This is a genomic window from Kitasatospora sp. NPDC056138 (assembly GCF_042264695.1).
Classification (GTDB): Bacteria; Actinomycetota; Actinomycetes; order Streptomycetales; family Streptomycetaceae; genus Kitasatospora.
Window position 1 is genome coordinate 30,068 of sequence record NZ_JBHJVK010000012.1, and the last position, 26,473, is coordinate 56,540.

A 26,473-nucleotide genomic window follows, 5' to 3' on the forward strand; every position below is an offset into this window, starting at 1 on the left:
GTGGTGGTCAGCGCGGGTCAGCCCAGGCCCGCACACCCCCACGCTGAGAAGGGCCGGCCCCTAACCCCCGCGGCCCCCCGGCCCCCACCTCCGCAGTGAGCGGAGGACGGGACCGGGGCGTTTCGGGGGAGCCCTTCGCAGCCTCCGACCAGCGTGCGGGGCCCGTGCGACCACGGCCGTTCGGGACCTCGGCCGCAGTGCGGCAGAATGGAAGGCTGCAAGCCGAATACTCACGACGACGCCGGAGCGATCTCACGTGGCGGAATACATCTACACGATGCGCAAGGTGCGCAAGGCACACGGCGACAAGGTCATCCTTGACGACGTGACGCTCAGCTTCCTCCCCGGAGCGAAGATCGGTGTCGTCGGCCCCAACGGCGCCGGTAAGTCGACGGTGCTGAAGATGATGGCGGGGCTGGACCAGCCCTCCAACGGCGATGCCTTCCTCTCGCCGGGCTACACCGTCGGCATGCTCCTGCAGGAGCCCCCGCTCGACGAGTCCAAGACCGTCCTGGAGAACGTCGAGGACGGCGTCAAGGAGATCAAGGGCAAGCTCAACCGGTTCAACGAGATCGCCGAGCTGATGGCGACCGACTACTCGGACGCGCTGCTCGACGAGATGGGCAAGCTCCAGGAGGACCTGGACCACGCCAACGCCTGGGACCTCGACGCCCAGCTGGAGCAGGCCATGGACGCCCTGGGCTGCCCGCCCGGTGACTGGCCGGTCACCAAGCTCTCCGGTGGCGAGAAGCGCCGCGTCGCGCTCTGCAAGCTGCTGCTGGAGGCCCCCGACCTGCTGCTGCTCGACGAGCCCACCAACCACCTGGACGCCGAGTCGGTGAACTGGCTGGAGCAGCACCTGGCCAAGTACGCCGGTACCGTCGTCGCCGTCACCCACGACCGGTACTTCCTGGACAACGTCGCCCAGTGGATCCTGGAGCTCGACCGCGGCCGCGCGTACCCGTACGAGGGCAACTACTCCACCTACCTGGAGTCCAAGCAGTCCCGTCTGAAGGTCGAGGGCCAGAAGGACGCCAAGCGCGCCAAGCGCCTCAAGGAAGAGCTGGAGTGGGTCCGCTCCAACGCCAAGGGCCGCCAGGCCAAGTCCAAGGCCCGTCTCGCCCGTTACGAGGAGATGGCGGCCGAGGCGGACAAGATGCGGAAGCTGGACTTCGAGGAGATCCAGATCCCGCCGGGCCCGCGTCTGGGCAGCATCGTCGTCGAGGTGGGCAACCTCTCCAAGGGCTTCGGCGAGAAGCTCCTGATCGACGACCTGTCCTTCACCCTGCCGCGCAACGGCATCGTCGGTGTCATCGGCCCCAACGGTGCCGGTAAGACCACCCTGTTCAAGATGCTGCAGGGCCTGGAGACCCCGGACGGCGGCGACGTCAAGGTCGGCGAGACCGTCAAGATCAGCTACGTCGACCAGAACCGGGCCAACATCGACCCGAAGAAGACCCTGTGGGAGGTCGTCTCCGACGGCCTCGACTGGATCAACGTCGGCCAGGTCGAGATGCCGTCCCGCGCCTACGTCTCCGCGTTCGGCTTCAAGGGCCCGGACCAGCAGAAGCCGGCCGGTGTGCTCTCCGGTGGTGAGCGCAACCGCCTCAACCTGGCGCTGACCCTCAAGCAGGGCGGCAACCTGCTGCTCCTCGACGAGCCGACCAACGACCTCGACGTCGAGACCCTCTCCTCGCTGGAGAACGCCCTGCTCGACTTCCCGGGCTGCGCCGTGGTCATCTCCCACGACCGCTGGTTCCTGGACCGAGTGGCCACCCACATCCTCGCCTACGAGGGCGAGAGCAAGTGGTTCTGGTTCGAGGGCAACTTCGAGTCGTACGAGAAGAACAAGATCGAGCGGATGGGCCCCGACGCCGCCCGTCCGCACCGGGCCACCTACAAGAAGCTGACCCGAGGCTGACACCCCGGCGCAGCAACGGCCCGGCAGACTGCCCCACGGTGGTCTGCCGGGCCGCCGCCCGTAAGCTACCGGCGGGTATTCGGATTTGAGGAGAACGCTCGTGGCACGCCACATCTACGCCTGCCCCCTGCGGTGGTCCGACATGGACGCCTTCGGGCACGTCAACAACGTGGTCTTCCTGCGCTACCTGGAGGAGGCCCGGATCGACTTCATGTTCACCCAGGCCGCCGCGGCCGGGGCCGGGGAGTTCGCGGGTGGCTCGGTGGTGGCGCGTCACGAGATCGACTACAAGCGTCCGCTGGTCCACCGCCCCACGCCGGTGACCATCGAGACCTGGGTGACCAAGATCGGCGGCGCCTCGCTGACGGTCTCGTACGAGATCAAGGACACCCACGAGGACGGCACCGAGACGATCTACGTCCGGGCGTCCACCGTCGTCGTCCCCTACGACCTGGTGGAGGGGCGGCCGCGCCGGATCAGCCCGGTCGAGCGGCAGTTCCTCACCGGTTTCATGGACGGCGCCGACGAGGTCGAGGGTGCGGCGAAGGCCGTTGTCGCCGGCAGCGTCGCGGCAGCCGTCTAGGTCGCGCCGGCCGCGCCCGGCCGCCGACCGTCGCTCCGACCACCGACCGTCCCCGTACCGAGTGAGCTGATCCGTTGAGTACGCCAGTCCGCCTGATGCTCGCCGATGCGGGGGAGGCTGCCGACCTGGCCGCCTTCCTGGTCCGCCTGCTGCGCTTCGACCGGGCCGCCGCCGTGCGGCTGCAGGCCGTGCGTTCGGCGGGTTCCGGGGACTCGGCGGCTGCGGAGCCGGAACCGGGCACGGACGCGTCGGGCAGCGGCGTGCTGGCGGTCTTCGGACGGCTGCCGCTGGGGAGTTCGGGGGCGCTGGCGATCCGCACGGCGAGGCTGGTCGAGCTGGGCGGGCCGGCCGATCTCACCGTCTCGGCGGGCCAGTTGCTGGAGTCCGTCGACGAGCAGGCCAACACCGTGCTCGTCCCCGCCGCCGTGACCGGGCCCGCGTGGGCCGGTCTGCTGCCGCCCCGGACCGGGTGGCAGCCGCTGGCCGAGCCGCCCGCGTCCGAGGTCTTCCCCGAACTGATGGCCGCCGTCCGGGAGTTCAAGGAGCGCAGCGAGGCGGTCCCCGAACACCACCGGACCCGCGGTGTGCTGGACGGGCTCGCCGACGAGATCTGGTCCCGCCCGTTGACAGCCGCGCCCGAGCTCCCGCTGCGGGCGGCGCACGCCGCGTACGTGATGGGCTTCCTGCGGCCCGCAGTTCCGCTCACCGTGCACGGGGCCGGGGCCTGGCTCAGGCTGAGTGCTCCGGCCGGCTCGGTGGCCGTGCGCAGCGCCGCGGCGCCGGGGGCCGGGCTGGGCCTGAGCCCGCTGCGCTGAGCCCGCTGCGCTGATTCGCTGCACAGTCCGGGCCCGTCCGGGCGCCCTGCGGTGAAGGGCCGTCAGCCCGCGGTGTTGATCATCGATGCGGCGGCGTAGGTCAGGTAGTCCCACAGCTGGCGTTCGGCGTCGGCGGGGAGCTCCAGCTCGTCCACGGCCGTGCGCATGTGCTTCAGCCAGGCGTCGTGGGCGGCGCGGTCCACCTTGAACGGCACGTGCCGCATCCGCAGCCGGGGGTGGCCGCGCTCGTTGCTGTAGGTGCGGGGGCCGCCCCAGTACTGCATCAGGAAGAGGGCCAGCCGCTCCTCCGCCGGGCCCAGGTCCTCCTCCGGGTACATCGGCCGCAGCAGTTCGTCCTCGGCGACGCCCTGGTAGAACCGGTGCACCAGCCGCCGGAAGGTCGGCTCGCCGCCGACGGCGTCGAAGAAGGTCTCCTCGCTGAGCGTGCCACGTGGGATGTCGTTCACCCGACCATGGTCGCAGACGGCCGCAGGGGCCGTACACCGGTCTTTCGGCGTACGACCCCTGCGGGGTGGACCGGAGTCCGGTCCGGGAGCGTGGTTACGCGTCGTCCCAGTTGAAGAAGCGCGAGGCGATCAGCGTCATCACGGCGGCGAAGGCCAGCAGGATCCCCATGGACGGCAGCGCGTCCATCACGCCGCCGCCCTTGCTCAGCACCGTCTTCGCGGGGTCGATCAGGTAGCGCAGCGGCAGGGCGTGCGAGACGGTCTGCAGCCAGCCCGGTGCGACGTCCAGCGGGATGAACGCGCCGCCCAGGAAGGACATCGGCAGCACGATGATCTGGTTGATCCCGTTCGCCGCCTCCTCGCTCTTCGCGATCGAGCCGGTGACCAGGCCGATCGACATGAACGCGATGGTGGCGCAGACCACCAGCGGCACGATCAGCCACCAGTTGCCGGACAGCTTGAGGCCGAAGTACGGCATGGTGGCGACCACCAGGAAGAGCGCGGTCTGGGCGAGTGCGACCAGCACGCTGACTCCGACCCGGGCGCCGACGATCGCCAGCGGTGAGACCGGCGTCAGCCGCAGGCGCCGCAGCACCCGCTTCTTGCGCCAGGTCACCAGGGTGAAGGAGGCCCCGTAGACGGCGCCCATGGCGATGGCGTAGCCCAGCAGGCCGGGGGTGAGGTACTGGATCGGCTTGAGCGAGTTGTCCTCGACCTGGCTGGCCGCCAGGGTGAAGGCCGGGGCCTTGCCGGAGGCCGCCTGGTTGGCCGACTCGACGATCGAGTTCAGGATGGCCTGCACGCTGCCGGACTTGACCTGGTCGGAGGCGCTGAAGCGGAGGACGACCTGGCCGTTCGGGCCCGAGGTCACCAGCCCGTCCAGGTCGCCCTTGCGCACCTTCTCCAGGGCGGCGTCCTGGTCCTCGTACTTGGTGATGGTGAGGACCTTGTCCAGCTGCGCCCGTGCGTCGCCCTGCGCCTGGTCGAGCAGCTGGACCGAGCCGACCTCGGCGATCTTCACGTGGGAGGTGCCGGAGCTCTTGTAGAGGCTGCCGAAGAGCAGCAGGAACAGCAGCGGCAGGACCAGCGTGAAGAACAGCGTGCCGCGGTCCCGCAGGAAGCCGAGCAGCATCACCCGGGAGAGGCCGGCGAAGGCGCTGACCCGCTCCCGCTCCGCTGGCGGCTGCCCGGTGGGTGTCTGCTGCGCCGTGGCCGAAGTCGTGCTCATGCCCGGTACTCCCGTCCGGTCAGCTGGAGGAAGACGTCCTCCAGGGTGGCTCCGCGGACTTCCAGGCCGCGCAGGGCGTTCTGCTCGGCGAGCACCGACAGCACCGGGGCCGGCGCGCGGGTGGAGACGGAGAGCGAGACCCCGTTGTCCTCCAGGTTGGCGATCTCGGCGTCGGCCGCGCCGAACAGCTCGCGCGCCCGTGCGGCGGTGAGCTGGCCGGACTCGACGCTCACCCGGACGGTGTCGTCGATCTCGCGCACCAGGGCGGCCGGAGCGCCGGTCTTCAGCACCTTGCCGTGGTCCATCACCGAGACCCGGTCGCAGAGCACCTCGGCCTCGTCCAGGTAGTGGGTCGTCAGGACGACCGTGCGGCCCTCGGAGTTGATGTCGCGGAGCAGGTCCCAGAGGTTGCGGCGGGCCTGCGGGTCGAGGCCGGTGGTCGGCTCGTCCAGGAAGACCAGTTCCGGATCGTGCGCCAACGCGCAGGCTATGGAGAGGCGTTGGGCCTGACCGCCGGACATCTTGTCGGTGTGGACGGTGGCCGAGTCGGTCAGTCCCACCCGCTCCAGCATCGCGTCGGCCCGCTTCGGGCCCACCCCGTAGAACGATGCGAAGGTGCGGATGGTCTCACGGGCCGTCAGCTTGTTGAAGAAGGCGGAGGCCTGGAACTGCACGCCGATGCGCGGCAGCAGCTTGCTGTTGCGCGGCCAGGGCGCCAGCCCCAGCAGCTCGATGCGGCCCTCGTCGGGCTCGCGGATACCCTCCAGGATTTCCAGAGTGGTGGTCTTGCCGGCCCCGTTGGGCCCGAGAATTCCGTAGAACTCGCCAGTCTCGACGGTGAGTGACACTCCGTCGACAGCCTGGACATCCCCGTACCGCTTCCGGATTCCGTCCGCGGATATAGCTGCAGTCATGTCCTGAACCCTAGGGGGTCGAGGGGATGATCGTGCAGGTCGGCGCAGCCGCTTGGGGAAATCGTGACCAGCCGGTGGCCGGGGTGGTGGGGCCCGCCGTCGACGGGCCCCACCTGAGCAGGCGTCAGGCGCGGTGCAGGGTGATCGTGGTCCAGGCGCCGACGTGGATGCGATCGCCGTCGGTCAGTGGGATTGCGGTGTGCGGCGGCACCGGTTCGGAACCGCCGTTGACCGTGGTGCCGTTGGTCGAGTCCTGGTCCACCAGCACCCAGCTGCCGTCGGTCTGCTCGGCCAGCAGCGCGTGCTGGTGCGAGGCCCCCGGGTCCTCCGGCGCGACCGACAGGTCGATCTCCGGGACGGTGCCCCGGTGCTGGCTGCGGCGTCCGATCCGCAGCTGGCCCCGGCCGGTCAGCGGGATGCGCCGCTCGGGGCAGTACGGCGGGAAGAACAGTCCGGCGGCCTCCGGACCGCTGCGCGCCATCATGTCGGTGAAGTAGTCACGGTCGGCGCTGACCACCGCTATCCACGTGGTGCGGGCGGGCTGCGGCGGCGCGGCGGGCGCGTTCGCGGGCGGCGCGAGCCTGAACGACGTCCCGAACTCGTCGCCGGGGGCGGTCGGTCCGGGCTGTGCGTACACCGGGCCGGTCCGCTCGAAGCCCTCAGGGTCGGGGAACGCCGCCGCCTTCTCGTAGGGCTGCCCGCCCTCGTACGGAGCGCCGGTCTCGTACGGCGCGGCCTTGGCGTACGGGTCGGCCTTGGCGTACTGGTCCCGTGCGTACGGGTCGGCGTTCTCGTACGGCGCCGCCTGGGGCTGGGCGTACGGATCGCGCCGGGCGTACGGGTCGGCGGGGGCGAACGGGGAGGAGCCGTCGTACCCGGGGGCGTTCGGCGCGGGAGCGCCGCCGCCGTCGAACGACATCCGGCCCGGTGCGGGCGGCGGGAACGGCGAGGGCTCCGGCGTGGGCGCGGGCGGCGGCGTCGGCGGCTGGTAGGGGCTCGGCGCGGGTGCGGGCGGTGGCATCGGGGGCTGGTACGGCGCGGGTGCGGGCGGCGGGAAACCGTACCCGCCGCCGTTCTGGTCGCCGCCGCGCGGCCCGCCGACCGGCGGCGCGGCGCGGTGCTGGCGGCCCGAGGGGGCGGACAGGTCGTAGTCGTACCCGCACTCCTCGCAGTAGCGCCCGGTCTGCGGGGTCCGGCAGATCGGGCAGGTGACCAGGCCGGCCGTCGGCTCCTGGGGGGCGGGGAAGGACGGCGGTGCCATCGGGCGCCCCATCGGCGGCGCCCCGTGCGGTGCGAACGAGCCGGGCGCGCCGGGACCACCGGGTGCGCCGGGACCACCCGGGGCCCCCGGACCGCCGAAAGGCGCCGAGCCCGGGACCGCGACGCCGGGCGGCGGGGTCATCGGGAAGCCGCAGAAGTCGCACCAGTCCTCGGCCCGCGACTCGTGGCCCCTAGGGCAGATCGGCATCAGTTCCCCCACATTCCGGCAGGTCCGCCACGCTCAGCTGAACCGGTCACTTCTTCACCCGTACCGTCTTGGTCGACCGGGTCTCGAGAGTCATCGAGTCGGCCTCGCTCACGTTCTTACGGAACCGAACCGTACCCTCCCCGGCGTCTACTACGTCCACCACCTTCTGCAGCAGCTTGAACGTGCTCTCGTTGCCGGTCTCGTGAGCGAGCCGGACGGCGGCGCCCAGCTTGGCGGTGGCGCGGTCCAGGTCGCCCGCGCGGTGGGCGGCCATGCCCTCCTGGATGGCGGCGGAGAGCTCCGCCTGACCGGTGTAGTGCGCGACCTGCGGGCTGATCCGGGTGGAGGAGACCAGGTCGTCCGTCCAGACCGCCCGGACCAGGCCCTGGGAGAGGATCTCGGCGCTGCCGTCGGGCCGGGGGAGGAGCAGGCTGATCCGGGCGGCGAGCATCTCGTTGCCGACGGCGGCGGCCGGGACCTCGATGCAGACGTGGTAGTCGCGGCTCTCGTCGCCCCAGGAGCCGGTCGGGTAGTCCCCGGCGCGCGGTCCGGCCTCGGCCCGGCGCCCGGTCAGGTCCTCGACCGTCGGCGCGACCTGCTTGACGTACCTGACCACCGCGTTGGCCGGCGTCCAGAGCCGCAGCGCCACATCGGCGACCTGCTTGCCCATGGCCTTCTCCATCATGCTGCGGAAGTCCTCGGCCAGGCCGGAGGGTTCCGCGACGATGTCCACCGTGCCGAGCAGGGCGGAGGAGATCCGGCGCAGTTCGTCGACCTTCCAGTCGGTGCCGACGCCCCGGCAGTCCACCGTGAACCGGCCGGTGACCTTGTCCAGGACGCGCTGCAGCTCGTCCGGCTTCTCGTGCTCGTTGCGGCCGTCGGTGAGCAGGATGCCGTGCCGGATGGGGATGTCGGACCGGGTCTCGAAGAGCTGGTGGGCCAGGGTCAGCCAGCTCCCGATCGCGGTGCCGCCGGACGCCTCGAGCTTGCGCAGGGCCTGCTTGGCCTGCTCGCGGGTGGCGTGGTCGGCGACGGCCAGCCCGCCGTTGCCCGGGTAGACCTCGGTGGCGTTGTGGCTGCCCGCGACCACGGCGAAGGCGACGCCGTCCCGCAGCGCGTCGATCGCGACGGCGGTGGCCTCACGGGCGTTGCGCATCTTCGTCGGCGGGTAGTCCATCGAACCCGAGCAGTCGACCATGACGACCACCGCGGCGTCGGCCCGCGCGCTGTCCGCGGACAGCCGCCCGCCCGCGGTGCCGCCGCCGGTGGCGGTGACGGTCACGATCGCGTTCACCTCGCGAGCACCGTCCGCCAGGTACTCGTTCTGGAAGATGTCGACGCTGAAACCCGGGTGCGAGTCGGACAGAGTGGCCATCGCTGCTCCTGTCGAGCGGTGAGTGAGTAGAGCGGTGAGTGAGCCGGGGGAGAGTGAGCCGGGAGAGGGCCGGGGGAGGGGGAGGGGAGGGCCGGTCGCGAGGGAAGGTGTGCCGGTGCCGGGTGGCGGAGGGTCAGACGGCGGTGCCGGTGGACGTGGGGGAGGGCTGGTCCGGCAGGGTCCGGAAGGGCTGGAAGTCCACCAGGGTCGGGGCGGGTTCGATGGCGGGCGGGTCGATCGGCAGGACGGCGACGGTGATGTTGTCGTGTCCGCCGGCCGTGACCGCGAACCTGACCAGCGCCTGGGCGGCCGCCAGCGGGTCGGTCCGGGCGTCGGCGCGGACGAGGAAGGCCAGGTCGGTGGCGGCCTCGGCGTAGTTCCACAGGCCGTCGGTGCAGACCAGCAGGACGCCGGGGACGTGCGGGGTGAAGCTGACGGTGTGCGGTTCGAGCTCCTCCGCGTCCGCGCCGAGCCAGCCGGTGATGGCGTGCGCGCGGGGGTCCGCGTACGCCTCGGCCTCGCCCATCAGCCCGGCTGCGACCACCCGCGCCGCCCAGGAGTCGTCCTCGGTGAGCCGGTACGGGACGGCGGAGACCCGGTCGTCCGGGATCCAGTACGCCCGGGTGTCGCCGACCCAGCCGATGGTGATCCGTCCGGCGGCCGAGATCGCGCTGACGTACGTGCACGCCGGCGCGTTGAGGCTGCCACCGCGCGTGAGCGGTTCGTCCTGCGCCAGCGCGGAGACGGCGCGGGCGGCCGCCTCGATGGCGCCGCGCATCGCGGCCTCGGGCTCCTCGCCCTGCTCCAGGGCGGTCAGCAGGGACTCCGAGGCGGCGTCGACTGCGGTCGCCGACGCCTCGTCGGGCCGTGCGGAGGAGGAGACGCCGTCGCAGACCACCGCGACCACGGCGGGTTCGCCGCCGGGCAGTGACGTGGCGGCCACGGTGAACGCGTCCTCGTTGCGGTGGTGGCGCAGACCGCGGTCGGTGACCCCGGCGACGCCCGCGAGGGAGCGCTCCTGGTGGTCGCGCGGCCGGGGCTGCGCGCCCCCGCAGGACTCGCAGTACCCCTCGACGGCGAGTTCGGCCGAACCGCAGTGCACGCAGCCCGGCGGCGCGCCGGGGCCGGCCTCGGCGGCGGCTTCGGGGGCGGTCTCGGCCTCGGGCCCGGCGGCGGCCTCGGGGGCGGCCCCGGGTTCGTTCAGGTTCCGGCCGCAGGCGCCGCAGAAGACGTCCTCCGGGTCCAGCGGCTCGGCACAGTTCGGGCACACGGTCTGCTGCGGCATTGCTCTCACACCCACGTCCGGGGGCGGGCCCGGTTCGCCCGCTCCACCATGTCGATCCTGGTCTCGGCCCGGTCGGACAACCGGGCCAACACTCGGTAGGAGTGTTCCAGAGCGAACCGTAGTTCCCGCTCGCTGGCCGGATGTCCGAGCACCTGAACGGCGGCCTTCGCGCCCTCGCCCGGCAGCCCGGCCAGCACCCAGCCGAGCGCACTGTCCAGCACCTCGACCGCCAGTTCCTCGCGCCGCCGGGCGTCCAGGGCGAGCCCGGACAGCTGCTCGGAGCACCGGACCAGGTCCGGTCCGAGCGGCTCCGCCGGGGCCCGGCCGCGCAGCCGGGCCCGGACGGCGCCGATCCGGGCGGCGGTGAAGTGCGCGGACGCCTCGGGCACCGCCTCCAGGGCGCGCACCGCGCCCGGCCGGTCCCCGGCGGCCAGCCGGACCCGGGCCAGGCCGAAGGCGGCGCTGACGTAGGCCCGGTCGGTGCTGCCGACCAGCCGGTAGAACTCGGCCGCGTCCTCGCCCGCGCCGAGCAGCTCGGCGCAGACGGCCAGGCCCAGCTTGGGCGCGGCCTCGCCGGGGAAGGCGTCGTAGACGGCGTCGAAGGCCTCGGCGGCCTCGGAGATCCGGGCCGGGTCGGCGGACGCCCAGGCGCCGCCGGCCGCGGTGCCCCCGGAGACGTCGGTGCTCCCGGAAGCCCCGGAGGCGGCGGTCACCAGCGCGGCCAGCCCCCGGTACCAGACGACCCGCCAGTCGTCGGGGTGGTCGGCCTCCAGGGCGCGCAGCGCGGTGTCCACCGCGGGGCCGTCCCGCAGCTCCAGGTGGGCGCGGAGTTCGCGCAGCAGCAGCTCGACCGAGGGGGTCGGCGCGGTGGCCAGCGCGGCCAGCGCCTCGGCGGGCGAACCGGCGACCAGGGCGGCGAGGAACCCGGCATTGGGGTCTGCGGGGTCGACACGCGGGGCGGGCAGGGCCAGTGCGGCGGCCGCCGGATCCAGTGGCCCGGTGGCCAACTCGGTGTCCACCACGCGCAGTTCCGGTCCGAACAGGGTGGAGAGCGCGGGGCGCGGACGCCCGTCCTTGAGGCTCAGCACCTCGCGCAGCACGCCGGTCAGCTGGTCGGCCATCTCCTCGGCGGAGGCGAACCGGCGGGCCGGGTCGGGGTCGGTGGCCCGGACCAGGAAGCGGTGGTACGACTCGTACGTCGCGAACAGCGGCACCTGCTCGGGGCCGGGCAGCTCGTAGCGGTAGGTGGTCGAGTAGCCCTGGAAGTCGAAGGTCAGTACGGCCAGGGTGCGGGCGACGGTGTACAGGTCGGAGGCGGGGGACGGGCCGTCGGTGGCGATCTCCGGGGCCTGGTAGCCGACGGTGCCGTAGATCGGGCCCTCGTCGTCGAGGCGGCGGACGGCACCCATGTCGATGATCTTGAGTGAGTCCTCGGCCTGTATCACGTTGTCGATCTTGAAGTCGCAGTAGACCAGCCCCCGGCTGTGCAGGTAGCCCAGCGCGGGCAGTGCCTCCAGCGCGTACGCGATGGCCTGTTCGACCGGCAGCGGGTCGCGGCGGCCGTCGCGGGTGCGGCGCTCGTTGGCGATGTCCTTGAGCGACTTGCCGCCGACGTACTCCATCACGATGTAGCCGTCGGCCGAGCCGGTGCGCAGGTCGGGGTGCTCGACGAAGTTGATGATGCGGACGATGTTCGGGTGGTCCACCTCGGCCAGGAAGCGGCGTTCGGCGATCGCCACCGCCAGGGCGTCCTCGTCGCCGGTGTCCAGCAGGCCCTTGAGCACCACCCAGCGGTCGCTGACCCGCCGGTCCACGGCCAGATAGATCCAGCCGAGGCCGCCGTGCGCCAGACAGCCGAGCACCTCGTACTGGCCGCCGACCAGGTCGCCGCGCGCCAGCTTGGGCGTGAACGAGTACGGCGTGCCGCACTTGGTGCAGAATCCCTCGGGACGGCCCGGACTGCCGTTCTTCTCCCGGCCCACCGGGGCGTCGCACCTGCTGCAGAACCGCTTGCGCTCGGGCACCCGGGGGTCGGTCAGTACGGCTGCGGCCGGGTCGGGGCTGGGCACCGGAGGCACCGTCACCAGCCCGGCGCCCAGGTTGCCGCGCCGCGCCGTACCCGCACTGCCGCCCTTGCTGCTGCGCACCGAGAGCGAACGGCCGCTGCCGGTGCGGGCGGAGCGGTGCGAGCGGGAACGGCTCGACGTCGACCGGGCCGAGCCGGTGCGGGCGGAGTCCGGCGAACCGGTGCGGGCCGAGGGCAGGTACGGCTGGGTCCGGGTGCCCGCCTCCAGCGGGGCCAGCCCGCACTCGTCGCAGTAGCCGTCCGCGTCGATCGTCCCGGCGCAGTCACCCCTGGCGCACCGGTCGCCGGGGCCGGCCGGCCCCGTCTGCCCGCTCTGCGTGGCCTGCCCGGTCCGGCCGGCCGACGCGCCCGCCGGAGCCAGCCCGCACTCGTCGCAGTAGCCGTCCGCATCGATCACGCCCGAACCGGAGCACTCCGGCCGTGCGCACGCCTCGCCTGCCTCGCTCATGATTCCCAAGCCCCCCGCTCGTCCTGGTACCCGGTCGCCGATTCGCCAACCGCCGGCTCCCCGGTCGGCTGCGCCGCCGCCGGCCGCGCCGGCCGCAGCGCCTGCTGGAACCGGCTCACCGCCTCCGCCGCCGCCCGCAGGTCGCACGGTGCGCTCCACAGCAGCCAGCGGGCCTTCTCGAAGCGCTCGACGACCTCCGGGTCCTCGACCACGCCGAGCCGGGCGGCCATCGCCTTGTACGCCTCCAGCCGCCCGCGCAACTCGGCCCGGAGGGCGAGCGGTTGGGCCACCTCGGTGAGCGACTGCCGGGCCCGGGCGAGCTCCTTGACGGCGGCATCCTCCAGCGTGTCCAGCAGTGCTGCCAGCCGGTGCCACTGGCCGGACTGCTGGAACTCCACCGCCTGGACGATCCGTTCGCGCAGCGCCGAGGCGGGCCCGGGCACGGCCGGGACCTCGGTCGCGGCGATCTTCGCCAGCACCTCGCCCCGGGCGCGCCGGGCCTCCGCCAGCGTGGCGTCGGCCCGTTGCAGCAGGTCGCCGACCTGCTGCAGCCGTTCGTGGGCCTCGTCGCGCAGCCGGAGCAGGCCCTCCAGCTCGACCCGGATCTCGTCCAGGCCGCGTCCGGCACGGTCGAAGCGCTCGGTGTCCACCACACCCGAGGCCGGCGCGAACGGGCCCGCGCCGGTGGGGGTGTCGCTGCCGCGCTGCGCGGGCACCCGGACCGGGCGCCAGAGCGCCAGCGGGTCGGCCAGGACCTCGGCCCGCAGCGCCGTCAACTCCCCGCTGAGCAGGGTCAGGTCGTCGCCGAGCGGGTGCGCGCCGGGCCGGACGCCGACCGAGACGGCGAGCATCTGCACCCGGCCGAGCTCGGCCAGCAGCAGGTCTATCCGGGCGGGCAGCGCGGACCAGACCGCGTCGGCGGCGTTCACCACCTCCAGCACGGTGGCGTACCAGGCGTTCATCCGCTCCATCAGCGCGTCCAGGCTGACCCGTTCCACCAGCCGCGCCGGTCCGGGGCCCGCCGCGTCCGGCAGCTGCCCGCCGGAGACGGTCACGGCCTCGCCGCCGAGCAGTTCGCTCAGCTCGGCCAGTTCGGCGCTGCCCGGACGGTTGCGGCGGGAGCGGACCGCCCGGGCGGAGGCCAGCGCCTCCGAGTAGCGGTCGAACAGCGCCCAGAGCAGCGTCAGGCCCTGCGCGGCGACGGACCAGCGTTCCTCGGTCCGGCCGCTCAGCGCGGCGCCCTCCAGCAGCCGGCGGCCGGGGTGGTCCTGCAGGGCCAGCAGCGCCGCCTCCACGGCATCGCGCTCCGCGCCGAGCCGCGCCAGTGCGCGGTCCACCTCCTCCCGGTTCATCACCGGGCCAGCAGATCCTGCCAACGCTCCGTCCTTCCTCTGTTCCTACGTTCGTGTCCCGGTCCCGGCACGGGTCCGGTCCTGTCACTGCTCCCGGCCTGCTGCGGCCCGGCGCCTGCCACTATCGCGGACCGGTCACCTGAGGTAGTCCGCCGGGTCGGCACCCATGCTCGCGGCCAGCCAGTGGTCGTAGCTGGCCCGCCAGCCGCCGTTCGCCCGGTAGTCCACCAGCACCTGGTTCACCCGCGCCACCAGGTCGGTGTCCTCCTTCTTCATCGCGATGCCCATGTGGGCGAACGCGATCTGCTCGCCGGCCTGTTCGACCGTCGGGTCCTGTGCGGCCTGGGCGGCCGCCAGCGCCGTGTCGGTCAGCGTGGCGTCCACCTGGCCGAGCTGCATCAGCACCAGGCAGTCGAGTTGGTTCTCCACCACCTTGACGTCAGCGGTCCCGTGGGGGTTCTGCCTGAGCAGTGCCTGCGAGGACGACTGGTCGGCCACGCAGGCGCGCTTGCCCTCGAGCCCCTGCTCAAGGCTGGTGACCTTCGCGGCCCTGGGCACCACCAGCCGTTGGCCGGAGGCGAAGTACGGGGCCGAGAAGGCCACGTCCTGCCACCGGTCGCAGGTGATCGTCATGGTACGGGCGATCAGATCGACCTGGCCCGTCCTGACGGCTTCGATACGCTTCGCCGTCGGGACGGTCTTGAAGGTCACCCTGTCAGGGTCGCCGAGGATCTCTTTGGCCACCGCCCTGGCGAGGTCGATGTCGAAGCCCTCGATCCGGCCGGTCTGCGGGTTCCGGTAACCCCAGTGGTAGCTGTTCTGGTCCACCCCGACGATCAGCGTGCCGCGCTGCTTGATCTGTCGGACCTTGGGCCCGTTCTCGTTCGGACTCGGCGCCGCCGTACGGTCCTCGCAGCCGCCCGCCAGGTCCTGCGCCGACTGCGCCGCCTGCGGCGCGGCCGCCCCGGCCAGGGTCTGCGCGGCCGTGGCCGGACCGGCCGCACCCGAGGTGCCCGCGCCGATCAGCCAGGCCGCGAGCACGGCGACGCCCGTCATCCGCGCCGCCCGCGCCGGCCTTGCACGTCCCGTTGCGGTACGTCCCGTCGGGATGAGTGCCGTTGCGGTACGTCCCGTCACCTGCCGTGCCTTCGTTGCCGTACGCATCGTCGGTTCCCCCTCACCGGTACTCGGCCAGTCGGCGGCCCAGGCCCCTGATCACACCGACCGCCGCCAGGACGGCCAGCACCGCGGCGCCCGCCGCCACGGCGTCCAGCACCCCGTCGGTGCCCTTCGCCGACCGCGTGAACGCCGTCTGCTCGGCCGTCGCGGCCCGCGCGAGCTGCTGGTCGAGTGCGGTGAAGACGCTCTCCGCGGAGTCGTCGGAGGTCCCGACCGTGGTGCGCAGCGCGGCGTCGTAGTCGCCCTGTTCGTTGCTCCTGGCGGCCGCCCGGTGGTGGCCGTCCCAGGCGGTGAAGAAGTCCTGTGCCCGGGCCAGCGCCGCGTCGGCCCCGCCGGGCGCGCCCGTGCGGGCCAGGGCGAGGGTGCCGCCGGTCCGGCTGCCGCCGTCCGCGGCGGGCGGACCGGCCAGCGCACCGGTCAGCGCGGCCCAGCGCGTGGTGTAGGTGTCGGAGGCGCCCCGGGCGACCAGGTCCAGGTTCTCCGCGGTGTGCGACTGGAGTGCCTCGATCCTGGCCTGGTTGAGCGTCCGCAACGGGACCGCGCCGTGCTCCCGGCTGTCCGTCAGGTCGGACCGGGCGGACAGGCTGCCCGTCGCGAGCCAGAGCACCGCGGCCAGTACGGCGGCGGTGGCGCCGAGCAGACCGGGGTTGAACACCCGGTTGGTCCGGCGCAGCAACAGCACTTGGCACAGGACCAGTGCCGCCAGCGCCAGCACGCCCAGTACGAGTGCCGCCCACGGGAAGGCGCCGGCGTCCGCGTAGTCGCCGTCCAACCGCGCGGCCTCCACCGCCGCGAGGCGTTCCGCGGCGGGCAGCATGGACTCCTGCATCTGCTTGGAGGCGTACCGCAGATACGCGCCGCCGAGCGGCAGGCCCTGCCGGTTGTCCGCCCCCGCGGTCTCCACCAGGCCCGCGTACTGCGGGAGTTGCCGGTTGAGGGTGGCGACCCACTGCTGGGCGTCGGAGGAGGAGCCGGTCCTGGCGGCGGCCTCGGTGAGCAGCCGGGCGGCGGTGTCGAGGTCGGTGCGGTAGCGGTCGCGGACGGCCTGCGGGGCGTCGCCCGCGAGCAGGAACGCGGAGGCGGCGGTGGCGTCGGCGTCGGCGAGCGAGCGGTAGATCTCGGCGGCGTTCTGGCTGAGTGGCTGGCTGTGCGAGACCACCTGGTCCGCCGCGCGGGCCCGGCCGGTCGCCTGCCAGGCCGTCAGCGTGCCGAAGGCCAGCACCAGGACGGTCAGCAGGACGGCGGCCGTCCGCAGTCGGCCGGGCGCGGTGTCCGTCGTCCGCCGCAGCAGTGCCAGGGCACGCCGGGCGGTCGGCGGCGCCGGAGCCGGTCCGGGAGCCGGGCCCGGACCTGGTCCCGGAGCCGGCGGTGGTGACTTCGGTGCCGGTGCTTCTGATCCTGGTGCCGGTGCCGGTGCCGGTGCCGGTGCCGGTGTCGGTGCCGGTGTCGGTCTCGGTGCGACTTCCCCCGTCTGTGCCGGTGTTGCCACCTGCCCCACTCTCCCCCCATGGGCCGCACCGTCCACCGGAGCCCGCCCGTTGCCAAGCAGTATGGCCGCAGCTTCGGGTGGCCACACGCGAGTTGCGCGGCTCTTGAGCTTCGGTGGACCCCTGCCCGCCGACTCTCCGGCTCCCCGGCTCCGGCCCGGATCCACCGGTGACGGGGCGTCCGGGGCCTGCCCGGTGTCTGTCGGCGTCCGGTGGCGGCACCTACCATGGACCGCATGCGTCTGCTCGGAACGATCACCCCTGACCGCCCGCTGCTCGTCGTCGCCGTCCAGGAGGAGGCCGTCTACCTCGACGACAGCCTTCCCGTACTGCTCACCGGCATGGGGAAGGTCAACGCGGCCGCCTCGCTGGCCACCGTGCTGGCCCGGGGCGACCTCCCGGCCGGGATCGTCAACCTGGGCACCGCCGGTGCACTCCGTCCGGGCTGGTCCGGTACCCACCAGGTGGCGCAGGTGATCCAGCACGACATTGACACCCCGCTCCTCGAGGCGCTCAGCGGCCGCGTCTACGGCGCACCGATCACCGTCAGCGAGACCGCCGGGCCGACCCTGGCCACCGGTGACCTCTTCGTCTCCGACCCCGAGGCCCGGGACCGCCTGGCAGAGCGCGCCGACCTGGTCGACATGGAGGGTTACGCGCTCGCCACCGTCGCCCAGCGGGCGGGCGTCCCGATCCGACTGATCAAGCACGTCAGCGACGAGGCCGACGAGGGCGCCGCCCGTACCTGGCGCGAGTCGGTGGACAGCTGCGCCAAGATCCTCGCCGAGTGGGTGCGCGCCGAGCTCCTCTGACCCGCCGCGGCCGGGCACCCGGCAGGCCCCCCGGGGCGGGGGCGGTTGTGCGACCGGGTCCGCACGTCCGCGGCGGGCTGCTCGTGAGCCCCGCCCCGCCGCGCCGCGGGGGAGCGGGCAGCGCCTAGGGTGCGGGCCATGGGACTTCTCGCGCTGATCCGGGACAACGACGACGTCGCCGACTTCCTCTGCTCGCCCGGCGAGTTCGACACCACCTGGCGGGACCACGTCGAGGAGGTCCGGCTGGCCTCCGGCGAGGCGCTGCACGGGCTGGCCAAGGACGGTGCGGGCGGCACGTACTTCTTCTGCGGCGAGGGCGGTGACGAACGCCCGGTCCTCTACGCCGACTCCGAGGGCGGCGCCGCGCTGCTCGCCGTCGGCCTGCCCGAGCTGCTCCGGCTGCTGATCGGCGCCCCGCACTGGCGCGACTGCCTGTACGGGAGCCTGGAGCAGACCCTCGCCCGGGACGACGACGAGGCACTGGAGGACCTGCTGGAGTACCACCCCGACTTCTACGCCGACCAGGCCGCCACCGCGGCGGCGCTCGGCCTGCCGGTGCTCGACCGGACCGAACTGCTGACCAGGCTGCACGAGGTCGCGACCGGCAGGGGGCGCGAGTACGTCCTGCTCAACGCCGAGGAGGGCACGGCGTACCGGTTCCTCTGGGCTCCGAGGTAATCCGCTTGCCGTGACCGTCGTCCGGTGCTGGAGTACGGCCAATGGACAGTGAAGCGATGCTGGCGGTCTTCGACCAGCAGATCAGGCAGGACGCGCCGGCCGACAGCCCCGGGGCCGTCGTCGAGCGGGTGGGCGGCGTGGTGCGGCAGGTCGGCGCGCAGCACGAGTGGAACGGTGTGCTCTGGTCGGACCTGGACGAGGACACCGCCGACGCGGCGATCGCGGCGCAGGTGCGGCACTTCACCTCGCTGGGCCTGGAGTTCGAGTGGAAGCTCTACTCCCACGACCGTCCCACCGACCTGGGGGACCGGCTCCGGGCGGCCGGCTTCGTCCCCGAGCCCCCGGAGACGCTGCTGGTGGCCCGGGTCGAGGACCTGCCCGTCGAGGTCCGGCTGCCGGACGGCGTCCGCCTGGTACCGGTGACCGACCCGGCCGGCCTCGACCTGGTGACGGCCGTTCACGAGCAGGTCTTCGGCACGGACGGCTCCCGGCTGCGGCAGCGGATGCTCGACCAGCTGACCAGGGATCCGCAGTCGCTCTCCGTGGTCCTGGCGATGGCCGGTGAGCAGCCGGTGTGCGCCGCCCGGCTGGAGTTCAACCCCGGCACCGAGTTCGCCGGCCTCTGGGGCGGGGGGACTCTCGCCGAGTGGCGCGGCCGGGGCATCTACCGGGCCATGGTGGCCCATCGGGCCCGCATCGCCGCCGAGCGCGGCTACCGCTACCTCCAGGTCGACGCCTCCGACCAGAGCAGCCCGATCCTCCGGCGGCTCGGCTTCGCGGCCCTGAGCACCACCACGCCGTACCTCCACCGGCCGTAGGGCCCGGTCCGTCGACCAGCCGTAGCCCGGCCGGGTCGGGGCGGCCGCCGCGCCGACCCGGCCGGGCTACCCGCGCGCCCCGCCCGCCGCCAGGACGGCATCGGTGGTGACCACCTTCGCGAACCGCATGCTGTGCAGCACCGCGGCGGTGGCACGGGCGAGTTCGGCGGCGGGGATCGTCTCGCCGTCCGGGCCCGCCATGTCGAAGGTGTGCATCGCGTCGATCGGGAAGACCACGTCGTAGCCGAGGTTGCCGCCCATCCGGGCGGTGGTCTCGTTGCAGACGTTGGTCATGATGCCGACCGTCACCAGCTGGGTGGCGCCCCGCTCCTGGAGCCAGGCGTGCAGGTCGGGGGTGCCGTAGAAGGTGCTGTTGACGGTCTTGGTGATGTGGAGGTCGGCCTTGGCGCGGGCCACGAAGGGCTTGAGTTCGTAGCCGGGGGTACCGGGCTCCAGCGGGCCGGACGCCGACTGGTGCTGCGCCACCACGACGGGGCGGCCGGTGGCCTGCCAGAGGTCCAGCAGCTCGGCGATCCGCTGCTCGGCTCCGGGGTTGTCCCGGGGCCCGAAGTGGTCGTACCGCTCGAAGCCCTGCTGGACGTCGATCACGATCAGGACTGCGTCGTCGGCGAGGTGGAGCGGTGCGTCGAAGGCTGCGGTGTTCGTCATGGCCCCATCCTGTGGCCGGGCCCGGAACCGCGGTGAGTGGCGGGACTGCCGGTGATCGATAGATTTCCGCCATGAGTACTGCTGCCGGTCCCGTTGCAGGTGTTCCCGCCATGCGGACGGTGGGGTGTCTGCTCTTCGACGGCGTCCGGGCCTTCGACTACGCCGTGATCGGCGAGGTCTGGGCGGACCGGACCGGCGTGCCCGCCTTCGACCTGCGGGTCTGCGGGCCGGAGGGCGCACGGGTCCGGCTCGGCGGTGGTCTGGAACGGCTGCCCGACCACGGGCTCGCCGCGCTCGCCGGGTGCGATCTGGTGCTGGTGCCCGGAGTCGAGGAACCGGCGGCCGCGCGGGCCCCCGAGATCCTGGACGCGCTGCGCGCCGTGCACGCGCGCGGCGTGCCGATCGCCTCGCTCTGCGCCGGGGCCTTCGTCCTCGCCGAGGCCGGTCTGCTGGACGGCCGGCGCGCCACCACCCACTGGGCGCTGGCCCCCGAACTGGCCCGCCGCCACCCCGCCGTGGAGGTGGATCCCGACGTGCTGTTCACCGGCGACGGCGAGATCTGGACCTCCGCCGGGGTCGCCGCCGGGATCGACCTCTGCCTGCACCTGGTCCGCTCGGCCCACGGACAGCAGGCGGCGGCGACGATCGCCCGCTCGATGGTCACCGCGCCGTTCCGGGCCGGCGGGCAGGCGCAGTTCATCCCTTCGCCCGTGCCCGGGGCCGCTCTGGCGGACGACCCGTTGGGGGCGGTCCGTGCCACGGTCCTCGGTGCGCTCGAAGTGCCGTGGACGGTCGAGCGGTTGGCGAAGCTGGCGACCATGTCCGAGCGCTCCTTCGCCCGGCACTTCACCGCCGCGACCGGGACCCCGCCGCTGCGCTGGCTGCTGGAGCAGCGGGTCCTGGCCGCCCAGCGCCTGCTGGAGGAGACCGACCTGCCGGTGGACGAGATCGCCACCCGCTGCGGCTTCGGCTCGGCTGTTTCGCTCCGCCCCGCCTTCGTCCGCCGCACCGGTGTCGCGCCCCGCGACTACCGCCGTGCTTTCCGGGGCCGGGACGCCGGTTGAGCACCCGGCCCCTCGGCCGCTCCGGGTGACCGGCCTCGGACACCCGATCCCCGGACAGCCGATCTCCGGACAGCCGATCTCCGGGCAACCGGCGGACCTCCGCGCCGCTCCGGACCCGTCCGGCGCTCCGACCGCCCGGAGGCGGCGCTCAGGCGAGGCCGGCGGCGCCTGCGGTGATCGGCGGCCTGGCGGCGTAGCCGGCGCGGAGGCGGCGTTCGGCAGCCGGTCCGCCGCCGAGGCCGGCCGCGGCGAGCTGGTCGAGGCCGAGCAGGGCGGCGCCGAGGACGGGCGGGGCGACCACGACGCGGGGTTCGGCCAGCGGGGCGGCGGCGGCCAGCCTGCCTGCCAGGTTGTCGATCAGCAGTGGCTGCCGGGCGGCCAGTACCCCGCCGCCGAGCACCACCGGCGTCGCCTCGTCGAGCAGCTCCAGCCGGGTGAGGGCGACCACCGCGAGCCCGGCGATCTCGGCCGCCTGGCGGTCGATCAGGCCGAGCGCGATGGCGTCCCCCGTCTCCGCGACCTCGAACAGCACCCGGGAGAGCTCGTGCAGCCGGATCCGTTCCAGCTGCCCGAGGTGGACCGCCTCCGCGACCGCGGTCGCGCTGGGCAGCCCGAAGTGGGCGGCGATGGCGGGGGCCAGCGCGGTGGCGGGCCCGCGTCCGTCCTCGGCGCGGGCGGCGTGCCACATCGACTCGGCGGCCAGCCCGCCGCCCCCGCCCCAGTCGCCGGTGAGCCGGCCGAGGGCCGGGAAGCGCGCGGTGCGGCCGTCGGGCAGCAGTCCGACGCAGTTGATGCCGGCGCCGCAGACCACCGCCACGCCGCGCGGCCCGTCGGTGCCGGCCCGCAGCAGCCCGAAGGTGTCGTTGGCGACGACGCTGCTCAGCCCCCACGGCTGGGCGGCGAGCGCGGCCTGGAGCTGCTGCTCCTCGACGGGCAGGTCGGCGTTGGCCAGGCAGGCGCTGACTCTGGTGGTGAGGAGTCCGTCGGCGATTCCGAGGCCCGCCTCGGCGGCCGCCGCCGCGACCAGCGGGGCCAGCTTGGCGACGGCCTGCCCGGCACCGTCCAGTTGCGGCTGGAAGCCGCCGCCCCGCGCCGTTCCGAGTACCGTGCCGTCGGCGCCGACCAGGGCGACGTCGGTCTTGCTGTTCCCGGCGTCGATGGCGAGCACGCCGTGGAGTTGCGCAGTCTGCTGCTGGTCCATCGGTCGGTCCATCAGTCCTCGCTGGTAGGCCCCCCGGCCCGGTCCGGCCGGGGGGAGTCGGTGTCGGCAGGGGCCGGCTCAGGCCCAGCTCAGGTGGGTGCGGTTGTGGGCCAGCAGCCGGTCGGTCAGCCGGTCGGCGAGGTCCAGCTGGCCGACCAGCGGGTGGGCCAGCAGGGCGTCGAACACCCGGTGGCGGCCGCCCTTGAGGGCGGCTTCCAGGGCGAGCCGCTCGTACGCGGTGACGGCGGCGATCAGCCCCGCGTACAGCGGCTCGACGGGGCGCTGCGGCAGCGGTCGCACGCCCTGGGCGTCCACCTCGGCGGGGACCTCGATCACCGCGTCGTCGGGGAGGAAGGGCAGGACGCCGTCGTTGCGGGTGTTGATCACCTGGACGTCGGTGCCGCCGCCGGTGCCGAGCAGGGCACCGATCAGCTGGACGGCGGCCTCGGAGTAGAACGCGCCGCCGCGCCTGCCGAGCAGCTCGGGCTTGCTGTCCAGCGCCGGGTCGGCGTACATCCGGAGCAACTGCCGTTCGATCTCGGCGACTTCGGCCGCCCGTGAGCCCTTGACCCGGAGCTCCTCGACCACCGCGTCGTGCTGGTAGAAGTAGCGCAGGTAGTACGAGGGCACCACGCCGAGGCGGCGGATCACCGGGAGCGGCAGCCGCAGGTCGTCGGCGATGGACTCGCCGAAGCCGTCCAGGAGTTCGGGCAGCACCTCGCGGCCGGCGGTCGCGCCCGGGGCGTCCAGCAGGGTGACGCCGCGCTCCCAGGTGAGGTGGTTGAGGCCGACGTGGTCGAGCCGGATCAGCTCGGGCGCGACACCGAGGTGGGCGGCGAACTTGCGCTGGAAGCCGATGGCGACGTTGCAGAGTCCGACGGCCTTGTGCCCGGCGTTCTGCAGGGCGCGGGTGACGATGCCGACCGGGTTGGTGAAGTCGACGATCCAGGCGTCCGGGTTGGTGCGGCGGACCCGTTCGGCGATGTCCAGGACCACGGGCACGGTCCGCAGCGCCTTCGCCAGGCCGCCCGCGCCGGTGGTCTCCTGGCCGACGCAGCCGCACTCCAGCGGCCAGGTCTCGTCCTCGTTGCGGGCGGCCTGCCCGCCGACCCGCAGCTGCAGCAGGACGGCGTCCGCCCCGGCGACTCCGGCCGTCACGTCGGTGGTCGTGGTCACCGTCGCGCGGTGCCCCTGCCGGGCGAAGATCCGGCGGGCCAGGCCGCCGATCAGCTCCAGCCGTTCGGCGGCGGGGTCGATCAGCACCAGTTCGGCGACCGGCAGGGTGTCGCGGAGCCGGGCGAAGCCGTCGACGAGCTCCGGCGTGTAGGTCGAACCGCCACCCACGATGGCCAGTTTGAGAGACATCAGCCCTTGACCCCTGTCAGTGTCACGCCTTCGACGAAGGCTTTCTGAGCGAAGAAGAACAGCACGATCACCGGTGCCGTCACGAGCAGCGTGGCGGCCATGGTGAGGTTCCAGTCGGTGTGGTGGGCGCCCTTGAAGGACTCCAGCCCGTAACTGAGCGTCCAGGCACCCGGGTTCTCGCTGGCGTAGATCTGCGGGCCGAAGTAGTCGTTCCAGCAGTAGAAGAACTGGAACAGCGCGACCGCCGCGACGGCCGGCCTGGCCATCGGCAGGACCACCCGCAGCAGGGTGCGGAGTTCACCGCAACCGTCGATCCTGGCGGCCTCCACGTACTCCTTCGGGATGGTCAGCAGGAACTGCCGCAGCAGGAAGACGGAGAAGGCGTCGCCGAAGGCCATCGGGATGATCAACGGCCAGAGCGAGCCGGTGAGGTGGAGCTGTTTGGCCCAGAACAGGTACATCGGGATGACGGTGACCTGCGGCGGCAGCATCATCATCGAGATCACCGCCATCAGGGCCAGGTTCCGGCCCCGGAAGCGGAACTTGGCCAGCGCGTAGGCCACCGGGAGACTGGAGACGATGGTCAGCAGGGTGCCGAGACCGGCGTAGAGGAGCGTGTTGCGCCACCAGCCGAGGAAGCCGGGGGTCTGCCAGACCTTCAGGTAGTTGCCCCACTGCCACTGGTGCGGCCACAGGTCGCCGGTGAGCGCCTGGCGGTCCGACATCACCGAGGTGAGGAAGACGAAGGCGAACGGCAGCAGGAAGAACAGGGCTGCCGCGACGGCCACGGAGTGGACGGCCACCCAGTGCAGGACGGCCCTGCGGCGGGCCGCACCGGCGGCAGCGGTGGTGGTGGTGGTGGAGCCCGCGGCCTTCGTGGGCCGGGTCACGGTGGTCACGGTCATCTCAGTCCTCGCTCGACACGAAGCCGCTCCGGCGCCGCAGCAGCAGCGAGGTGACGGCCATCGAGATGGCGAACAGGACCAGCGCGGCCACGCAGGCCGAGCCGGTGTCGAAACGCTGGAAGCCGAGGTTGTAGACCATCTGCGGCAGCGTCCAGGTGGAGCCGTGCGGGTAACCGGGCTCGAACTGCTGGCCCGAGCCGCCGATCACCCCGCTGGCGACCTTCCCGGCGACGATCGCCTGGGTGTAGTACTGCATGGTCTGGATCACCCCGGTGACCACCGCGAACATCACGATCGGCGCGATGTTCGGGAAGGTCACGTAGCGGAACTTCTGCCAGGGGCCCGCGCCGTCCAGTTCGGCGGCCTCGTACTGCTCCCGGGGCACGTCCAGCAGTGCCGCCATGAAGATCACCATCAGGTCGCCGATGCCCCACATCGCCAGCATGGTGAGGGCCGGCTTGGACCAGGACGGGTCGGTGAACCAGCCGGGCTGCGGCAGGCCGAGGTCGCCGAGCAGGTGGTCGACCGGCCCGGTGCCGGGGTTGAGCAGGAAGGCGAAGGCCATCGTGGCGGCCACCGGCGGTGCCAGGTACGGGAGGTAGAAGGCGGTCCGGAAGAAGCCGGCGCCGGTCTTCAGCTTGGTGATCAGCAGGCCGATGCCGAGGCCGAAGGCGACCCGCAGGGCGACCATCACGACCACCAGCCAGAGGGTGTTGCGCAGCCCCTGCCAGAAGAAGGGGTAGTGGTTGAAGACGTAGTCCCAGTTCTTCAGGCCGTTGAAGGTCGGGGCGGTGAAGCCGTCGTACTGCATGAAGGAGAAGTAGACGGTGGAGATCAGCGGGTAGGCGAAGAAGACGCCGAAGCCGATCAGCCAGGGGGAGAGGAAGGCCAGGGTCCGGGCGGTCTCCCGGCGGTGCTTGCGCTTCAGGGCCGCGGGGACGGCCGTGCTGCCGGCTGCCATCTCACTTCGCCTGGTCGATGGCGGCGTCGATCTCCTTGGCGGTGGCCGCGAGCCCGGCCGCCAGATCGGGCTGCCTGCCGGACTCGTACGCGTAGCCCAGGTTCTGGATCGAGATCTGGTACGCGCCGCCGTTGACGCTGGCCGGGGTGGTGCCGGAGTGCGGGTTCCTGGCGATGTCGATGAAGGTCCTGAAGTTGGCATCGGCGTCCAGCCTGGGCGAGTCGAGCGCCGCGACGGTACTGGGCACGTTGTGGATCGCGTTGGCGAGATCGACCACGGCGTCGGTGTCGGTGGTCAGGTACTTGACCAGCTCCCAGGAAGCGGCCTGCTTCCGGCTGGTCCGGGCGATCCCGATGATGGTGCCGGTCTGGTAGCCGCGACCGTAGGTGTCGGCCTGGTCGTCCGGCACCGGGAACGGAGCGGTGGCCCAGTCGAAGGAGACCTTGTCCTCGGCGATCGAGGCGGTCCGCCACTCCCCGTCGATGGACATCGCCACCTGCCCGGTCTCGAACGGGTTCTTGGCGCTGTACTCGTCGCCGAAGCCGCTGCGGTACTTCTCCAGCCGGTCGAAGCCGCCGAGCTTGCCGATCAGGTTCTTCTGCCAGGTGAACATCGCGGCGACCCTGGGGTCGGTGGCGATGTCCGACTTCCCGTCGTCGCCGAAGTAGGACGCGCCGTACTGGCCCAGGTAGTGCGAGGGGACGGACTCGTAGCCGTGGTAGGTCGGCATGAAGCCGAGCTGCTTGTAGCCGTCCCCGTCGGCGACGGTCAGCCTGACCGCGTCCGCCTCGAACTCGCTGAAGGTCTTCGGCGGCGCGGTGATCCCGGCGGCGGCGAACGCCGTCTTGTTGTAGTAGAGCCCGTAGGCGTCGCCGAGCAGCGGCAGCGAGCACTGACTGCCCTCGAACCCGCTGTACTTGAGCATCGCGGCGGGGAAGGTCCTGGCCGGGTCTATGCCGTCCTTCTTCAGCAGCGGGTTCAGGTCCGCCCAGACCTTCGCCGAGCAGAACTTGCCGACGTTGTCGGTGGTGAAGGAGGACACCACGTCGGGGGCGTCGGGCCCGCCGGCCCGGAGCGCCTGCTCGCTCTTGTCGTCGGCGATGTTGCCGACCACCTTCACATGGATGTTGGGGTGCAGCTTCTCGAAGGTGTCGATGTTCGCCTGGATCGCCCGGGTCTCGTTCTCCTGGCTCCAGCCGTGCCAGAAGGTGATGGTCACGTCCTTGCCGGAGGCCGAATCATCCGCACCGCCGGCCGAGTCGGTGCCGGTGCAGGCGGTGGCGAGGAGCGCGAGGACGGCGCTGCCGGTGACGGCGGCGGCCGTGCGGCGGGAACGGCGCGGGGAGTGCATCGGTCGGTCCTCCTGGGGGTGCGGGGGCAGGCGGCATCGCC

At 72.8% G+C, this 26,473-nt stretch carries 23 protein-coding genes; 7 read left to right on the forward strand and 16 right to left on the reverse strand.

Translation table 11 applies throughout. The annotated features are described in order from the left end of the window. The first annotated feature begins 256 nt into the window (after positions 1-256). The 3 genes from ettA to ACFC1R_RS11030 all read left to right on the forward strand — a co-directional run bounded on the left by ettA (position 257) and on the right by ACFC1R_RS11030 (position 3,319). On the forward strand, positions 257-1,921 hold the full coding sequence (gene ettA / locus ACFC1R_RS11020; RefSeq protein WP_375936142.1) for an energy-dependent translational throttle protein EttA: 1,665 nt from the start codon (positions 257-259) through the stop codon (positions 1,919-1,921). Positions 1,922-2,021: 100 nt separating this feature from the next. After that, positions 2,022-2,504 (forward strand): acyl-CoA thioesterase, encoded by a 483-nt coding sequence (locus ACFC1R_RS11025; protein ID WP_375936145.1) that lies wholly within the window; start codon positions 2,022-2,024, stop codon positions 2,502-2,504. A gap of 74 nt (positions 2,505-2,578) precedes the next feature. Beyond that, a complete protein-coding gene (locus ACFC1R_RS11030) occupies positions 2,579-3,319 on the forward strand; it encodes a hypothetical protein (RefSeq protein WP_375936148.1) in 741 nt (246 codons plus the stop codon). A gap of 62 nt (positions 3,320-3,381) precedes the next feature. Here ACFC1R_RS11030 and ACFC1R_RS11035 read toward each other — a convergent pair whose 3' ends face one another. The 10 genes from ACFC1R_RS11035 to ACFC1R_RS11080 all read right to left on the reverse strand — a co-directional run bounded on the left by ACFC1R_RS11035 (position 3,382) and on the right by ACFC1R_RS11080 (position 16,343). Next, positions 3,382-3,786 carry a globin gene (locus ACFC1R_RS11035; protein WP_045304705.1) on the reverse strand — a complete coding sequence of 135 codons (405 nt, stop codon included), beginning with the start codon at positions 3,784-3,786 and terminating at the stop codon, positions 3,382-3,384. Positions 3,787-3,880: 94 nt separating this feature from the next. Then, on the reverse strand, positions 3,881-5,014 hold the full coding sequence (locus tag ACFC1R_RS11040) for an ABC transporter permease (protein WP_375936152.1): 1,134 nt from the start codon (positions 5,012-5,014) through the stop codon (positions 3,881-3,883). After that, complete coding sequence (locus ACFC1R_RS11045) at positions 5,011-5,928, reverse strand: ATP-binding cassette domain-containing protein (protein WP_375936155.1); 918 nt, start codon at positions 5,926-5,928, stop codon at positions 5,011-5,013. Before ACFC1R_RS11045 ends, ACFC1R_RS11040 begins: the two co-directional genes overlap by 4 nt. Positions 5,929-6,052: 124 nt before the next feature. Then, complete coding sequence (locus tag ACFC1R_RS11050) at positions 6,053-7,189, reverse strand: FHA domain-containing protein (protein WP_375936159.1); 1,137 nt, start codon at positions 7,187-7,189, stop codon at positions 6,053-6,055. A gap of 253 nt (positions 7,190-7,442) precedes the next feature. Continuing rightward, positions 7,443-8,771: a VWA domain-containing protein gene (locus ACFC1R_RS11055; RefSeq protein ID WP_375936162.1), complete on the reverse strand. Its 1,329-nt coding sequence runs from the start codon at positions 8,769-8,771 to the stop codon at positions 7,443-7,445. A gap of 133 nt (positions 8,772-8,904) precedes the next feature. Continuing rightward, a complete protein-coding gene (locus ACFC1R_RS11060; RefSeq protein ID WP_375936165.1) occupies positions 8,905-10,056 on the reverse strand; it encodes a PP2C family serine/threonine-protein phosphatase in 1,152 nt (383 codons plus the stop codon). A gap of 5 nt (positions 10,057-10,061) precedes the next feature. Continuing rightward, positions 10,062-12,590, reverse strand: a complete 2,529-nt coding sequence (locus ACFC1R_RS11065; RefSeq protein ID WP_375936168.1) for a tetratricopeptide repeat protein — start codon at positions 12,588-12,590, stop codon at positions 10,062-10,064. Then, entirely contained in the window at positions 12,587-13,942 is a 1,356-nt protein-coding gene (locus ACFC1R_RS11070; protein WP_375936409.1) for a hypothetical protein, read from the reverse strand. The genes ACFC1R_RS11065 and ACFC1R_RS11070 overlap by 4 nt, the downstream gene beginning before the upstream one ends. Positions 13,943-14,077: 135 nt before the next feature. Next, positions 14,078-14,998 carry a glutamate ABC transporter substrate-binding protein gene (locus tag ACFC1R_RS11075; RefSeq protein WP_375936171.1) on the reverse strand — a complete coding sequence of 307 codons (921 nt, stop codon included), beginning with the start codon at positions 14,996-14,998 and terminating at the stop codon, positions 14,078-14,080. Positions 14,999-15,119: 121 nt separating this feature from the next. Next, positions 15,120-16,343, reverse strand: a complete 1,224-nt coding sequence (locus ACFC1R_RS11080) for a hypothetical protein (protein WP_375936174.1) — start codon at positions 16,341-16,343, stop codon at positions 15,120-15,122. A gap of 501 nt (positions 16,344-16,844) precedes the next feature. Here ACFC1R_RS11080 and ACFC1R_RS11085 point away from each other — a divergent pair. From ACFC1R_RS11085 to ACFC1R_RS11095, 3 genes are all read left to right on the forward strand, one after another. After that, complete coding sequence (locus ACFC1R_RS11085) at positions 16,845-17,420, forward strand: nucleosidase (protein WP_375936177.1); 576 nt, start codon at positions 16,845-16,847, stop codon at positions 17,418-17,420. A 138-nt stretch (positions 17,421-17,558) separates the two neighbouring features. Then, the gene (locus ACFC1R_RS11090) at positions 17,559-18,098 is read left to right on the forward strand and encodes a hypothetical protein (protein ID WP_375936180.1); all 540 of its coding nucleotides are present in this window, start codon (positions 17,559-17,561) and stop codon (positions 18,096-18,098) included. Between the two features lie 41 nt (positions 18,099-18,139). Beyond that, positions 18,140-18,916: a GNAT family N-acetyltransferase gene (locus ACFC1R_RS11095; protein WP_375936183.1), complete on the forward strand. Its 777-nt coding sequence runs from the start codon at positions 18,140-18,142 to the stop codon at positions 18,914-18,916. 66 nt (positions 18,917-18,982) lie between these two features. Here ACFC1R_RS11095 and ACFC1R_RS11100 read toward each other — a convergent pair whose 3' ends face one another. Next, the gene (locus ACFC1R_RS11100) at positions 18,983-19,585 is read right to left on the reverse strand and encodes a cysteine hydrolase family protein (RefSeq protein WP_375936186.1); all 603 of its coding nucleotides are present in this window, start codon (positions 19,583-19,585) and stop codon (positions 18,983-18,985) included. A gap of 71 nt (positions 19,586-19,656) precedes the next feature. On the opposite strand from ACFC1R_RS11100, the gene ACFC1R_RS11105 reads away from it, so the two are divergent. Further along, positions 19,657-20,649, forward strand: a complete 993-nt coding sequence (locus ACFC1R_RS11105; protein ID WP_375936189.1) for a GlxA family transcriptional regulator — start codon at positions 19,657-19,659, stop codon at positions 20,647-20,649. Positions 20,650-20,797: 148 nt separating this feature from the next. On the opposite strand, the gene ACFC1R_RS11110 is transcribed toward ACFC1R_RS11105, so the two are convergent. The 5 genes from ACFC1R_RS11110 to ACFC1R_RS11130 form a co-directional block, all read right to left on the reverse strand. Continuing rightward, positions 20,798-21,850, reverse strand: coding sequence for an N-acetylglucosamine kinase (locus ACFC1R_RS11110; RefSeq protein WP_375936192.1), 1,053 nt, complete (start codon positions 21,848-21,850; stop codon positions 20,798-20,800). A 78-nt stretch (positions 21,851-21,928) separates the two neighbouring features. Beyond that, positions 21,929-23,215, reverse strand: a complete 1,287-nt coding sequence (locus ACFC1R_RS11115) for a 6-phospho-beta-glucosidase (RefSeq protein WP_375936195.1) — start codon at positions 23,213-23,215, stop codon at positions 21,929-21,931. Continuing rightward, on the reverse strand, positions 23,215-24,120 hold the full coding sequence (locus ACFC1R_RS11120) for a carbohydrate ABC transporter permease (RefSeq protein WP_375936199.1): 906 nt from the start codon (positions 24,118-24,120) through the stop codon (positions 23,215-23,217). The genes ACFC1R_RS11115 and ACFC1R_RS11120 overlap by 1 nt, the downstream gene beginning before the upstream one ends. Before the next feature lies 1 nt (position 24,121). Continuing rightward, positions 24,122-25,081: a carbohydrate ABC transporter permease gene (locus ACFC1R_RS11125; RefSeq protein ID WP_375936202.1), complete on the reverse strand. Its 960-nt coding sequence runs from the start codon at positions 25,079-25,081 to the stop codon at positions 24,122-24,124. Position 25,082: 1 nt separating this feature from the next. After that, positions 25,083-26,432 (reverse strand): extracellular solute-binding protein, encoded by a 1,350-nt coding sequence (locus ACFC1R_RS11130; RefSeq protein WP_375936205.1) that lies wholly within the window; start codon positions 26,430-26,432, stop codon positions 25,083-25,085. Positions 26,433-26,473 lie beyond the last annotated feature (41 nt).